The organism is Moorena sp. SIO1G6, assembly GCF_010672795.1.
In the GTDB taxonomy this organism is placed as follows: domain Bacteria; phylum Cyanobacteriota; class Cyanobacteriia; order Cyanobacteriales; family Coleofasciculaceae; genus Moorena; species Moorena producens.
In genome coordinates this window covers 43,354-56,966 of the sequence record NZ_JAAHFZ010000023.1, presented here as the reverse complement: position 1 = coordinate 56,966, position 13,613 = coordinate 43,354, and the positions used below count along the sequence as shown (strand labels likewise).

The following is a 13,613-nucleotide window of genomic DNA, read 5'->3' as shown; positions in this document are numbered from 1 at the left end:
TTTTTAGTTACGGATAGCCTCCAATAAGCGAGAATAGTAAAAGCGAGTGCTAGTCATTTCCTGTCGCTGAATCGAAAACCCATTATTTACTAAAATATTAACGATATCTGCTTCTCGATGCTGATAGGCACGAGTGGTTTTACTTGGTCCTGGAAAAAACTCACCAATCTTTTTGAGTGCAGTAAGAAGCAACGTTTTCGGGGCAAAACTAAGAATTAAACGAGACTCGGCCAAAGAGGCTAAGTGAGTTATCATTTCAGCCGCTTTATCCTGGGGATAATGAATCAACACATCTAGACAAATTACGGTGTGGTAGCTACCACCTAACCCTTCCAAATCCTTGACCATAAACGAGAGATTGTCAGTATTCCCTAAACTCTCCTTAGCCCTTACCTTGGCTTCTTCTACCATTTTGTGAGAAATATCACTAGCAAAAACTATAGCGCTAGCTTTTGCCAGAGGAATACTAAGACTCCCAACACCACAGCCAGCATCACAAATCGACAAACCTGACAAATTTCCATCAGCCTCCAGCCAACTAATCACTTTATCCACAGTCTGCTGATGACCAATCCGGATATCTTGCTGTACCCGGTTAACCTCGCCATCACCATAAATCCGCCGCCAGCGGTCAAACCCAGTGGCATTGAAATAGTCTTTAACAATCGCCTTATCATTAACTGTATTCATATTTAATAACAAACACTCTCCTGAGCTTGGTGTCCTTCCCGTCTTTGCGGTTCATCACAAATCATCCCATGGATATTGACGACCTTCTCCAATCCTTTAAATACTTTGGCGTTGAGCTTGGCTTAGAACGGATTAAGCAACTTCTATCGCGCTTAGGTAACCCCCAGCAGAATTTTCCAATCATTCACGTGGCTGGAACTAATGGTAAAGGCTCAGTTTGTGCCTACCTGTCTTCTATACTCACCCAAGCTGGCTACCGAGTCGGACGTTATACTTCTCCTCACTTGGTTGATTGGACAGAACGGATTTGCCTTAACCAAGAACCCATCTCTAGCCATACCCTAGGCACAATTTTGGAGCAAGTTAAGGCAGCAATTCCAAAAAACTGTTCCGATCCACCTACCCTATTTGAAGTGACTACTGCTGCTGCTTGGTTGTATTTTGCTCAGCAGCAGGTGGATGTGGCTGTAATAGAAGTGGGATTGGGAGGACGGCTGGATGCAACGAATGTATGCGATCGCGTTTTGGTTAGTATTATCACATCCCTGAGTTGGGAACATTGGCAGCGTCTTGGTCCAACCTTGGCTGATATTGCTAAGGAGAAGGCTGGAATCCTAAAGCCTGGCTGTCCTGCGGTAATTGGTCCGCTCCCGCCAGAGGCTAGGGCAGTGGTTGAATCAAGGGTGAATCAGTTGGGGTGTCCAGTGGTGTGGGTAGACTCAGCAGTGGATTTGCCAGAAGGTAAGACCCCAAGCACCGGAAAGCATCTCAGATGGGTGGAGTATGGGGGAGTCAGCTATAATTTGCCCTTGTTGGGGGAGGTGCAGTTGGTTAATTCGGCGATTGCGATCGCAACGGTACAAGTTCTGCAACAGCAAGGTTGGGAGATTCCAGAAGATGCGATCGCATTGGGGATGGCGAAAACCACTTGGCTGGGACGTTTGCAGTGGACTAGCTGGGAGAATCACCATTTACTGATTGATGGAGCCCATAATCAAGCCTCTGCTCAGGTTTTGAGACAATATGTTGATACCCTAGGTAAATCGGTCAACTGGGTCATGGGTATACTCTCAACCAAAGACCATGCTGGTATTTTTAATGCCTTGCTCAGACCAGGGGATCGATTATCTCTAGTGCCAGTACCAGACCATAGTTCAGCTGAGTTAGACTACTTGGCTACTCTCGCGCAACAAATTTGTCCAACCTTAGCCGATTGTGCTATGTATCCAGAGTTAGTGACAGGACTCCGTGGTACCTTTAACAAAGCCGAAGCTGAAGAGAAGATTACTGTCCTTTGTGGTTCTCTGTACCTAGTTGGTCACTTTTTGCGAACAGAAGCTTTTGTTGGTGGTAATGGGAATAGCTAATCGCTAATCGCTAATCGCTACAGTAATTAATTTCAGGATTAATCAAAAAATTGTCATGATTATAAGATAAATTGGGTACGATCAAAAGCAACCTAATGTTGAAACCCCCATCTACCTAACTCAGATCGGGTAGCTAAATAAATTCTGATAATTTTTGATCCCATATTCCCAGATCCGCTACTCCCTACTCCCTTTGCTAGATATGGTTAACCGTTTTAAAAATTTATTTTCCCGGCGCAAGCAAGGTGTTGGTATAGAATTAGCCCCAGAACGAATTCATATTGCTCAATTGCAGCGGCAAGGTCAGAGCCTCAAAGCTACCACCCTATATGCTCATGAGGTTCCAGAAGGGATCTGGGAAGGAGGACAGATTGTTGATTCCCCTGGTTTAGCGGAACTGATTCGAGAAGCCCTACAGGAAAGTCAAGTGAAAGTGGAGCGGGTTGCGACTGCTTTACCCATGCGGGAAGCAGTAATCCGGATTATTCCGATTCCTGCTGAGCTAGATGATAACGAGCTCCGGGATATGGTACTCAACCATGAAGCTGGCTTATATTTGCCCTATCCCCGGGAAGAAGTGGATTTGGATTATCAGAAGCTTGGCTTCTTCGTCGATGAAGATGGAATCGAAAAGGTGCAAGTGCTGCTGGTGGCTACTCGTAAAGAAATCACCGATAGCTATCTCGATACCTTTGAGCAGGTAGGTTTACAAGTAGATGTACTGGAAATTAATAGCTTTGCCCTGATTCGTACCATCCGAGAACAACTGCGTCAATTTCCTTCCCAAGAAGCAGCCGTTCTGGTAGATATTGAATTTGATAGTACTGAAATTGCCATTATTGTAGATGGTGTACCGCAGTTTTCCCGTACTGTTCCCATTGGTACCTACCAACTTCAGAGTGCTCTATCACGGGCGATGAATTTACCAGCCTCTAGAAACACTGAACTCCTCCAAGGGATGACTATTCCCAGTACCCCAGTTGATGGCATGCGCACCGGCTCGACCGGGGTAAATCCAGGTATGGTAGCTCTGATCCAAGTCTTGGGAGAAATTGCTGATGAACTACGCCGCTCTATCGATTTTTACCTCAATCAGATGGACAATCTAGAAGTAGCCCAACTTCTACTAGCTGGTCCTGGGGGTGGTATCGGACAACTTGATGAATTTTTCACCCAACGGTTAAGCTTGCCTACGATTCAGGTGGATCCCGTGGCGGCTCTTTCTCTAGAAGTGGAGAAAGATATTCCGATGGTACAACGACCGAGCTTAGGAACTGTGCTTGGATTAGGATTACGAGAGGTATAGCACTATGTATAGTCTTGATATTAATTTTTTAAAAGACCGAAATCCTGAGGAGATCAAGTCCGTTCAGGATGGAGCGGCTAGACCAGGGATGGCCCTAGGGGAAATGACCCCTCTACTGATTGGAGCTGCAGTCGGTCTAATCCTACCTGGATTGGTGGGAGGCTTTTGGGTAGTTCTCCAACATCAAAACGCCCGGTTGAAGGAAGAAATTGCTGATGTTGACAAGAAACTGGCAGCCTTGGGGGCGCAAAAGCAACGAATTAGTAAGCTAAACAAGGAACTCAAGCTGGTCAACGACGAAACTAATGCTCTTGCCAGTGTCTTTAATCAAATTAAGCCTTGGTCAGCGATGTTACAGGACATTCGTGAGCGCACTCCCCCCGGAGTCCAAATTAAAGACATCGAGCAACAGCAAGTCACTGACAAAAATGCTTCTAAGGATGAGTCTAACGCTAACTCACGACCTAGAATTGAGCTGGATATTTCCGGTACAGCTCGAACCTTTGATGATGTGAATTACTTTTTGCTGACGCTACAGAATTCTTCCTTTTTCGACAAAAATGACACTCAACTGATCAAAGCTCAGTTAATCAATAATCCCACCAAATTAGAAATTCCTGAGAGTCAAAAAGAATTAGTAACTCAGGTAAAATATACCCTGCCAAAAGTGGTAGAATATACTATTAAAACTCAACTGAGTGATATCCCCGCTTCTGAGATATTAAAAGAGTTAGACCGTAAAGGAGCAGTAGGATTAGTGACTCGGATTAGAAACCTTCAATCCCAAGGAGTGATTCAACAATGACCTATGCTACTGATGACGACTTTATGAGTGTTGAAGGTCAGGAGGAAGAGCCTGAGTATCCTACTGCCTTCGGCATTACCTTTACTCCCCAAGTTTCTGGGATTACCTTTGCTATTCTTGGTGTGGCCGCTGCTGTCTATCTAGCCATGAACCTGATGTTACCGGCTTGGCAGGAGTATCAGACTTTACGAAATGATTTATCAACCAAGCAAGATGACCTCCAAAATCCCGAAGTACTCCAGAAAAAAATTAAACAGAAAGAGGATGAACTCAAGCAAGCCAAGCAGCAAAACCGCCGGGTTTTGAGTTTGTTTGCCAGTGACAAAACTTTGGATACCTTATTGATTGATCTCAATACCTTTGTTAAGAATACTAGAGGAACTTTGCTTAGATATGAGCCAGATTCCGAGGGAATCAATATAGTTAATGATGGGTCTCTAGGAACCTTAGTTGATGGAAAATTAAAACGGAGAACCGTCAATGTCGAAATTGAGGGTAGCTTCCAACAAGTGCAGTCAATTATGCGCAGCTTTGAGCGGCTACAGTCGATGTTGCTGATCAAAGACCTAGAAGCTCAAATCAGTGAACCGCAAACACTAGTGCTACAGCAAGGTAGAGTAGTTCCTGGTCCTCAACCTAAGCTGAAAACTAGCTTAACCCTGGAAGCTCTCATGCCTGCTAGAGATTTGGATAAGGAGGAAGAAAAAGCTGAGGAAAAGAATGATAAGAAACAGTCAGGTAAGAAGAAATAATCCCAAATTACTTTATTATTGCTACCAATAATGATGGGTAGATGGCAAGATGGGTAAATTGATCGGTAGGCAAGTTGTTGGAAATTGGGATAACTTGCTGTTTGATTGATATGACAGGGTTATTAGTGTTGGTGATTATGGTTGTTTGTTGAGTGTTTAGTGTTTTCTCTTTAACGTCTCAACGGTCAATAGTCAATAGTCAACCGTCAACAGCCCTTTGTATGGAATAATTTCTGTGATTTGAGTCAGGAGATTTGAGGAAGTGACCGTGAGACAGATTCAAGTATGTGGTGGAGTGTTTGCGGCTACAGCAGTGGCTTTATGGGCAACACAGCCTGTAGTCGCAGCAAGCCAAGTTAGTGCCATACGGTTCAACCAGCAGGGGAGTGAACTGGAACTGAAACTTGAGACAAAAGGGGGCAATGAGCGTCCACAGATTTTTGCTGTTAACCAAGGCAATGTTTTGGTAGCTGATCTGGTTAATACCCAGCTGAGTTTGCCCAAAGGGACTAACTTCCGTGAAACTAACCCCCTACCCAATATCAGTGCGGTTGCGGTTAAGGAACTGGATGACAATCGGGTCAGGGTGACAATTCGAGGCACTGACAAACTGCCAATAAGTTCACTGATCCAAAGGGACGCTCAGGGAATTACCTTAGGCATTGACACCACTACTGAGAATCAGGGGATATTATCTATCCAAGACTCATCGGTGATGAAGCTGGCTCAAGTTCCTAATCCTCAATTTCCTAATACAGAAACTAATACTGAAACGGAACAGATGGAGAAACCAGCGGAACTTTCTGAACCAGAACCAGAGACAGAGGCTAACCCCTCAGAAACTCCTGAACCTCCAGAAATCGTGGCTCCTGAACCAGATGTGCTGGTACCTGAGCCAGAAATTATTATTGATGGGATACCGGCAGCTCCAGCTAATGCGGTGCAACCGATTGCGCCAGCGCCCCCCTTCTTACCTAGAGCAGTAGCACCACCAGTAGGGGATATTGCAGTTTCCAATATTAATGCTGCTGCTAGCACTATAGATCTTGGCACAGCAATTCTAGTGCCCCGTTTAGTATTACGAGAAGCACCGATTCGAGAAGTGTTGTCTCTGTTGGCTCGTTCTGCTGGACTCAATCTGGCCTTTGCTGAGTCAGATGAAGACTCGGGTGTAGCACAGTTCACCATTTCTATTGATTTAGAAAACGAACCCGTCCAAGATGCTTTCAACTATATTCTCCAGCTGTCTGGTCTTCAGGCTAACCGTCGGGGAAGCACAATTTTTGTTGGGGCCAAACTCCCTCAAGCCGCTCGTAATTTAATTAGTCGTACTCTACGGCTCAATCAAGCCAGTGCCCAAGGGGCTGCTACTTTCTTAGCCACTCAGGGAGCAGAAGTGCAACAGGTAGTAAGCGAGACCGAAGAAATCATCGATCCTGAAACCCAACGAGTGGTGCGACAAATCCAACGAGCCCCAGAAATTCAACCAGTTACCGCTGAGCGGGAAGACGGTAGCCAAGGGGCACTGTTGCTGGAGGGATTAGCAGTATCTACGGATGAGCGACTTAATTCTATATCTCTGGTAGGTGAGCCCAGGCAAATTGAAATTGCGACCTCTTTACTCAAACAGTTGGATGCTCGTCGCCGTCAAGTGGCAGTAAATGTCAAGATTATTGATGTTAACCTGGCTGGAACGGATGCTTATAATGCCAGTTTCTCCTTTGGGATTAATGATACCTTTGTAGTCAGTGATGGCGGAGCCGCAGCAGTTAATTTCGGCAGGGTTAATCCCCCCAGTAGAGATGATGTAATTAGTGGTCAGTTTCCTAATATTGAGCCATTTGATTTTCGTGCTGTAGACGGAGACGGTGATATATTCTTCGATAGACAAAATGCTCCCTTTGATAACGTGATTGAGGGTTTCAATGAAACCGCTGGTACTCCATCACTCTTCGCACGTCCTGGTTTTGGTCGAAATAATAATCCATTCCAGCCAGGTGTGACGGATGTCCAGCGTCAAGATGATGGAAACGAGTTTGATTTTGCTCTTCCTTCTCTATTTGAGTTCCCTGATAAGTTCTTATTAACCTTGGAGGCTCAGATAGAGAGCAGCAACGCCAAGATTCTGACCGACCCGACTCTAGTGATCCAAGAAGGGCAGCAAGCTAGTGTCAAGTTGGTTCAGGAAGTACTGACTAGTGTGAGGACAGATATAGACTTAGATGGTGGTGTGGCCACTAGAACCATCACCCCGGTTATTGAAGAGGCTGGTTTAACGCTAAATGTGAATGTTGAGAGAATTGACGACAATGGTTTTATCACCTTATCTACAGCTCCCATAATCACAGCTCCTTCGGGAACTCAAGTGTTTGAGAGTGATAATGCAGAAAATACAATCACATTCCTCAGTCGCCGAGAACTGAGCTCTGGGCTAGTTCGTCTGCGGGATGGTCAGACGTTAATTCTATCTGGCATTATTCAGGACAATGACCGCACAACCATAACGAAAGTGCCAGTTTTGGGTGATATTCCCTTACTTGGTGCTCTGTTCAGAAGTACCGAGAAGGTCAATGAACGCCGTGAAGTGATTATCCTGCTGACCCCTCAAATTATGGATGATACAGACCGCAATGGTGGGTATGGTTACAGCTACACTCCTGGACGGGATGCCCGTCAAATGTTAAACCGGGGAGGATTTCAGTCTCCAGGTAATTAAGGTAAAGGTAAGGTAAACGTCAATCAACACTTATCTCCCCGAGCGAGGGATTGCTCGCTCGGGGGTAATCAACTTATGGATTTGACTACTCCCCCCTACTTTAGTGGTGGGAATAGTTAGGTTTTGAAACTTTTACGTGTTTATTTGTTTTTGGTTGACAATTTTATTGACTTGGTTTGATTTAATTTTTATAAATCCTTAATTATACCTTATTTTAAGGTTTATTGTCAATATATAAAAAAGGCTCTCACCTTTGCTATCCCATAGGAGGCTCACCAAGCACTGCTAGAGCGAGGGGCTTACCTTAAATGAATTATATATAATTAACAATGATTGATCATCAAAAATTCTGATTGCCTACTCCCTCAGGAATAAATTTAGGGGAGCATTTTGGGGCAAAATTCTGAAATCTATATAAATTAAAGCATTCAACGATCCATATAGGCATTGCAAACATTAGAATAATGCAGTGAAACCTTGAAGCTGCGAGTGTTGCAGCGATTTTTTTGTTGAAAACCCTGGTTGGATGATCTGAAAAACAAGGAGATTTGAATGAATAAGGGTGAATTAGTTGATAAAGTGGCGGAAAAAGCTACTGTAACCAAAAAACAAGCCGATGCAGTACTAACTGCTACGATAGAGACGATTATGGAAGCAGTGTCCGAGGGTGATAAAGTCACCTTAGTGGGCTTTGGTTCCTTTGAATCCCGGGAGCGTAAGGCTCGTGAGGGCCGCAATCCCAAAACCGGTGAAAAGATGGAAATTCCGGCAACTAAGGTTCCAGCCTTTTCTGCTGGTAAGGTTTTTAAAGAGAGAGTTGCACCACCGAAGGAGTAATCGCTGATTCACTCAGAAACTTGTCCTTGAAACGACCAACTCACGGGGGAAATTTAGCCTGGGCAGCAGCACTGGCTAACTGTCCTCCTTCCTTAATTATTGATTTTTCTGCCAGCATCAATCCTCTTGGTCCCCCTAAAAGTGCGATCGCAGCGATTGAGTCTGGGCTAAATAACCTGGTAGCTTATCCTGACCCCAATTATGCCGAGCTGCGGCAGTGTTTGACGCAACTGCATCCAACCCTGCCCCCAGACTGGATTCTTCCAGGTAATGGCTCAGCCGAATTATTAACTTGGGCTTGTCGCGAGCTATCAGAACTAGATCAGACCTTGATGATTACCCCAGCATTTAGGGACTACCAACGGGGACTGAAGGCATTTGGAGCAAGAATTAGGAAGTGCCCCCTGATGAGGGAACTCTCGAGACCTAGTCTCAGATGGGGAGATGGGGAGATGGGCCGCGAGATTGATTCTTTGATGCCCTTACTCCCTGACTCCCTTACTTCCTTACTCCCACAAGAGGGGACTCGAAAGGGTTTGCTGCTGAATACCCCCCACAATCCCACAGGTCAATTGTTTACCTTAGAAGCAATTGAGCCTTATCTGAAGCAATTTGCTTTGGTGATTGTGGATGAGGCTTTCATGGATTTCCTGCCTCCTGAGCAGGAGCAAAGCCTGATTCCTTTAATTGGGGATTATCCGAACTTGGTAATTTTGCGATCGCTTACCAAGTTTTACAGCCTTCCTGGACTCAGACTAGGTTATGGCATTGCCCACCCTGAGCGACTCCAACGTTGGCAGAAGTGGCGGGACCCTTGGCCAATCAATACCTTAGCAGCGGCAGCCGCAGCTGCCGTGGTCCAGGATAGAGCATTTCAACAGCAAACCTGGGATTGGTTAGCACCAGCGCGTAGGCAACTGTTTCAGGGACTGGCTAAGTTACCTGGTCTCCAACCTTACCCCAGTGCAGCTAACTTCTTGCTAGTACACTCAGAAAAATCCACTTCACAGATCCAAGCACAACTACTCCAACACCATCGGATTCTGATTCGAGATTGCCTAAGCTTCCCGGAATTAGGCGATCGCTTTTTCCGGGTCGCTGTACGTACACAGGCAGATAACCAACGCTTACTAACAGCTTTAGACGCTATCTTGATAAGTTGAAGGTTAGAAGGTTGAAGGTTAGAAGGTTGAAGGTTAGAAGGTTGAAGGTTGAAGGTTAGAAGGTTGAAGGTTGAAGGTTGAAGGTTGAAGGTTAGAAGGTTGAAGGTTGAAGGTTGCTGGCCGTAGGCGTCTGTTGTCGGATAGGTTAGTTAGATGGTTGTTCGCGTAGCGTGGCCAAAAGGCCAAGGTTAGAGCCTGAAACCTGTAACTTTCAACCTGTAACCTGTAACTTGAAACCGCGTCACCTGTAACCTGTAACCTGTAACCTTCAACCTACCCTACGGGAACGCCAAGGGCTGCCTGTAACCTGCTAACCTTTAACTGTTGGACGAATGACTGTTGACTATGACCTAATTATCATTGGTAGCACTCCTGCTGGTGTCTATGCTGCTGTTGCGGCTGCTGGTTTAAAGGCTCGTGTGGCTCTGGTAGACCCTCAGCCAGGACAAACTAGCTGGCTAGGACAAGGGGCTATTTACACCAGAGTATTAAGTGAGATTGGGCGTAAGCTTGAGCAGATGCGTGACGCTGCTCAATGGCGTATTTATCCTCAAATAGCTGATTCAACTGAACCAGACATGTCACAGACCGGGTTTCCATCCCTACCACTAACTGAGGTGATGGAATGGGCTAATCTAGTGGTTGCCAACTGCTCAGAACAGAATTCTCCGGCTATTTTAGCTGCTTTAGGAATTGATATTATCACGGGTGAGGGGGAATTTTGCCGACTGCCTCACCTCGGTTTTGTAGTCAACAACCGACGTTTGCGGTCTCGTGCGTATCTGATCGCTACTGGCTCTCGCCCAGATATTAGCGATATCAAAGGGTTACAGACCATAGACTATTTCACACCAAACGATATCTGGCACAAAGTGTTGAAGGTTGGAAAGTTGAAGGTTGCAGGTTCAACCTCCCAACCTTCACTACCCAAAAGCTGGGTAGTAATTGGTGATGAGCCTATTGCTCCAGAACTAGCTCAGACCTTAGTGAGACTCGGTTGTGAGGTAACGTTGGTGGTCAGTACTACCCGTATTTTGTTCCAGGAAGACCTAGAAGCATCTAGGCTCATACAAGCTCAGTTAGAAGCTGAGGGAATTCGGGTTCTGACGGATAGTCCAGTTGATCAGGTCAGAGAGATTGAGGGTAAAACCTGGGTTCAGGCTGGTAATAAGGCGATTGAAGCTGATGCCATTTTACTGGCTACGGGTGAGCAACCCAATGTGGAATCCTTAAATCTAGAAGGGGTTGGGATAAAGTACACTCAGCAGGGTCTTCAGCTCAATCAGAAGCTACAAACGACTAATCCCCGCATCTATAGCTGTGGCAAGATGGCTGGTGGTTATCCCTGTGGCCATATTGCCCAGTATCAAGCCAGCATTGCCTTGAAGAATGCATTGTTTTTCCCCTGCTTTAAGGTGGACTATCACGGGATTCCTTGGACAGTCTTAACTGAACCCCAATTAGCACGGGTAGGTCTTACAGAAGTAGAAGCTAGAAAGCGCTATGGTAAGAATCTATGGGTGATGCGAGAATATTTTAAAGAGTTAGATCAGGCTCAGCTCCTGGGGCAAACCACTGGGTATATGAAACTGGTAGTGGGGCGCAATGGGACAATTTTAGGAGCAACCATAGTTGGATCACAAGCAACAGAATTAATTGGGGAAATTACCCTAGCGATTGAGCAGAAAATTAACTTGGGTCTGTTGGCAAATGTCTATTATCCCTATCCGACCTTGTCAGAGATTTTTAAGAAAACGGCAATCGAGTGGCAGCGCCAACGAATGAGTCGTAATCAGACTTTAAAAAACTTTCTGGAAGGCTTCTTTAACCTACGCCGTAGTTGGTCAAAATGAATGTTGATTACCATTACTTTAAGCTTAAACCTTAAGTATTTAACAGTTAACATTTAAAATTTAAAAGTCAACATTCAAGCTTCAACTTCTGCATTAAAATGACAGCAATCAGCAAACCAAATGAATTCCAGTATAAACCCCTGTACAAGCCTAACCAACTGATTTACGGTACAGGTCAAACGGCGGTGATTACCGGATGGACGATCAAAGACGCGATCGCAAAAAAGTTAAACCCCTCGGAATTTGCTGTGGTCGGACAGTTATACAGTCCCACCCGGGGAATTAGCCTACTCATTCGTAATCTCCTCGCTAATCCCCATGTCCGCTACTTGGTCATTCTCAACGCTACTAAGGAAGACCGCAATGCTGGGAGTGGAACTTGCTTGCTGGACTTTTTCCACCATGGGGTTGAAGAAGGGAGTAGTGATACTGGTCGTCACTGCTGGGTGATTCGCTCTTCTATCAAAGGGTATATTGACATCGAGATTCCCTTAGTCATCCTAGAACAACTCAGAAAGGAAATTTCTGTGGCAGAGGCTGATTCGATTACCCAAGCCGTTAGTCTGGTTAAGTCTTATGGCTCCAAAACTCAAGAGCCCTGGGGAACACCATTAGAATTTCCCATGGCCAATGATGTCGGGGCATCTGGCTGTGCCCCCCTAAAACCAGGACCGCGCTACGGACATCGCATTCAAGGGCGAACGATAGCTGAAACTTGGGTTAAAATAATTCATCGCATTAAAACTACCGGCACAATTCGGCCCACCGGTTATGACGGATATTGGCAAGAGCTAATTGATTTAATGGCAGTAGTAACGGCAGAACCTCCTGAATTTTACTTTCCTCAGCCCAATTATTTACCATGCGATCGCGACTTTATCCAAGAATACATTCATCAAATCCTGGACGACGCACCCGTAGTAGAAGGGGTGAAATATACTTATGGTCAACGTCTACGTTCTTGGTTCGGACGTGACCAAATCGAGCAAGTCATCACCAAACTCATTGGTGAAATTGATGCCGCCAGTGCAGTGATGTCCCTGTGGGATGTGAAAGACCATGAGAAAGGGGGTAGTCCTTGTCTGAATCACATCTGGCTGAGAGTTGTGGATAATGAATTGTCCCTAACCGCAACATTGAGAAGTAATGATATGTTTAGCGCCTGGGCAGCTAATGCCTTTGGACTCAGAGCCCTACAGCAGTATGTTAAAGACCAAATTGCTAAGCGCGGGGGTATTCAATTAAAAATGGGACCGCTGATTACTGTTAGTCAAAGTGCTCATATTTATGATGATTGTTATGACTATGCTGATCGGATTATTCAAAATCAGTATCAAAAACTTATCAATTCAGAACAGAAACAGTATGCTGATTCGATTGGTAATTTCTTGATTGAAACCGAAAATACTAATATTATAGTGAAGCAGACAACCCCTGGTAGCGGGGAAGTAATTGCTACGTATTCTGGTAAAAATGCCATGAGTTTAGCTAGAAAAATTTGTAGTGATAATCCTTCAATACAACCTAGTCATGCGGTCTATTTAGGAATAGAATTAGAAAAAGCTTGGATAGCCATAAAGGAAGACAAAAATTATCAGCAATTATAGCGTTTTTAGTAATTATGAACTACAAAGTAATGGGTGGCACGGGAGTAGGGATTAGGGACTTGCATGTAAAAAAAATACCAATTAAAGTAGGGTGGGCAAAGTTATCTTATCTATAAGACTCATTTGAACCAAAATGTTTTTGCCCACCCTACAAGCTAAAATCTGGTATTTTATTTTTTGGCTACTCCCTTAGGGAGTGGTTAATGGAAAAATTGACTCTACATCATGACTAGGATAAATGCTTTATAAGCATCAACTATAGATAACTAAAAAAAGGATTTTTGGTGTAAACAATAACCAAAGACATTTTGAACAATAGTTATTTGTAAGATAACAAGTTATAGCAGTCGAAGTATTATAACAGTCGAAGTAAAGGTTAAGACATGTTTATGTTCCTTGTTCCCTATTCCCTGTTCCCTGTTCCCTGTTCCCTTGAAACAGAGATGATATAGCGCTACGCGCAAGTCAGAAGGAACGAAGTCAGAAGTCAGAAGTAAGCTATGACTAAGTTTCCGAG

At 44.7% G+C, this 13,613-nt stretch carries 11 protein-coding genes; 9 read left to right on the top strand and 2 right to left on the bottom strand.

Features of this window, described 5'->3' with window-relative positions:
• Positions 1 to 3: 3 nt before the first annotated feature.
• A complete protein-coding gene (gene bchM / locus F6K63_RS21315; RefSeq protein WP_287267083.1) occupies positions 4 to 690 on the bottom strand; it encodes a magnesium protoporphyrin IX methyltransferase in 687 nt (228 codons plus the stop codon).
• A 68-nt stretch (positions 691 to 758) separates the two neighbouring features.
• Here bchM and F6K63_RS21310 point away from each other — a divergent pair, with 68 nt between their 5' ends.
• From F6K63_RS21310 to cobD, 7 genes are all read left to right on the top strand, one after another.
• Entirely contained in the window at positions 759 to 2,057 is a 1,299-nt protein-coding gene (locus F6K63_RS21310; protein WP_287267082.1) for a bifunctional folylpolyglutamate synthase/dihydrofolate synthase, read from the top strand.
• 202 nt (positions 2,058 to 2,259) lie between these two features.
• A complete protein-coding gene (gene pilM / locus F6K63_RS21305) occupies positions 2,260 to 3,363 on the top strand; it encodes a type IV pilus assembly protein PilM (RefSeq protein WP_044495077.1) in 1,104 nt (367 codons plus the stop codon).
• A gap of 4 nt (positions 3,364 to 3,367) precedes the next feature.
• Positions 3,368 to 4,168 carry a PilN domain-containing protein gene (locus F6K63_RS21300; RefSeq protein ID WP_008189108.1) on the top strand — a complete coding sequence of 267 codons (801 nt, stop codon included), beginning with the start codon at positions 3,368 to 3,370 and terminating at the stop codon, positions 4,166 to 4,168.
• Entirely contained in the window at positions 4,165 to 4,920 is a 756-nt protein-coding gene (locus F6K63_RS21295) for a GspMb/PilO family protein (protein WP_287267081.1), read from the top strand. Before F6K63_RS21300 ends, F6K63_RS21295 begins: the two co-directional genes overlap by 4 nt.
• Before the next feature lie 268 nt (positions 4,921 to 5,188).
• Entirely contained in the window at positions 5,189 to 7,636 is a 2,448-nt protein-coding gene (locus tag F6K63_RS21290; RefSeq protein ID WP_287313071.1) for a secretin GspD/PilQ domain-containing protein, read from the top strand.
• A gap of 552 nt (positions 7,637 to 8,188) precedes the next feature.
• Complete coding sequence (hbs, locus tag F6K63_RS21285) at positions 8,189 to 8,473, top strand: non-specific DNA-binding protein Hbs (protein WP_008189112.1); 285 nt, start codon at positions 8,189 to 8,191, stop codon at positions 8,471 to 8,473.
• A 26-nt stretch (positions 8,474 to 8,499) separates the two neighbouring features.
• Positions 8,500 to 9,636, top strand: a complete 1,137-nt coding sequence (gene cobD / locus F6K63_RS21280; protein WP_287313070.1) for a threonine-phosphate decarboxylase CobD — start codon at positions 8,500 to 8,502, stop codon at positions 9,634 to 9,636.
• Between the two features lie 33 nt (positions 9,637 to 9,669).
• Here cobD and F6K63_RS21275 read toward each other — a convergent pair whose 3' ends face one another.
• The gene (locus F6K63_RS21275) at positions 9,670 to 9,822 is read right to left on the bottom strand and encodes a hypothetical protein (RefSeq protein ID WP_165691831.1); all 153 of its coding nucleotides are present in this window, start codon (positions 9,820 to 9,822) and stop codon (positions 9,670 to 9,672) included.
• A 146-nt stretch (positions 9,823 to 9,968) separates the two neighbouring features.
• Here F6K63_RS21275 and F6K63_RS21270 point away from each other — a divergent pair, with 146 nt between their 5' ends.
• The gene (locus tag F6K63_RS21270; RefSeq protein ID WP_008189114.1) at positions 9,969 to 11,489 is read left to right on the top strand and encodes a dihydrolipoyl dehydrogenase family protein; all 1,521 of its coding nucleotides are present in this window, start codon (positions 9,969 to 9,971) and stop codon (positions 11,487 to 11,489) included.
• Between the two features lie 98 nt (positions 11,490 to 11,587).
• Positions 11,588 to 13,096: a thymidylate synthase gene (locus F6K63_RS21265; RefSeq protein WP_287313069.1), complete on the top strand. Its 1,509-nt coding sequence runs from the start codon at positions 11,588 to 11,590 to the stop codon at positions 13,094 to 13,096.
• Positions 13,097 to 13,613: the final 517 nt, after the last annotated feature.

Bases quoted from the DNA above. Each gene is read 5' to 3' on its own strand.
- bchM (WP_287267083.1), bottom strand. From the start codon at position 690: ATGAATACAGTTAATGATAAGGCGATTGTTAAAGACTATTTCAATGCC.
- F6K63_RS21310 (WP_287267082.1), top strand. From the start codon at position 759: ATGGATATTGACGACCTTCTCCAATCCTTTAAATACTTTGGCGTTGAG.
- pilM (WP_044495077.1), top strand. From the start codon at position 2,260: ATGGTTAACCGTTTTAAAAATTTATTTTCCCGGCGCAAGCAAGGTGTT.
- F6K63_RS21300 (WP_008189108.1), top strand. From the start codon at position 3,368: ATGTATAGTCTTGATATTAATTTTTTAAAAGACCGAAATCCTGAGGAG.
- F6K63_RS21295 (WP_287267081.1), top strand. From the start codon at position 4,165: ATGACCTATGCTACTGATGACGACTTTATGAGTGTTGAAGGTCAGGAG.
- hbs (WP_008189112.1), top strand. From the start codon at position 8,189: ATGAATAAGGGTGAATTAGTTGATAAAGTGGCGGAAAAAGCTACTGTA.
- F6K63_RS21270 (WP_008189114.1), top strand. From the start codon at position 9,969: ATGACTGTTGACTATGACCTAATTATCATTGGTAGCACTCCTGCTGGT.
- F6K63_RS21265 (WP_287313069.1), top strand. From the start codon at position 11,588: ATGACAGCAATCAGCAAACCAAATGAATTCCAGTATAAACCCCTGTAC.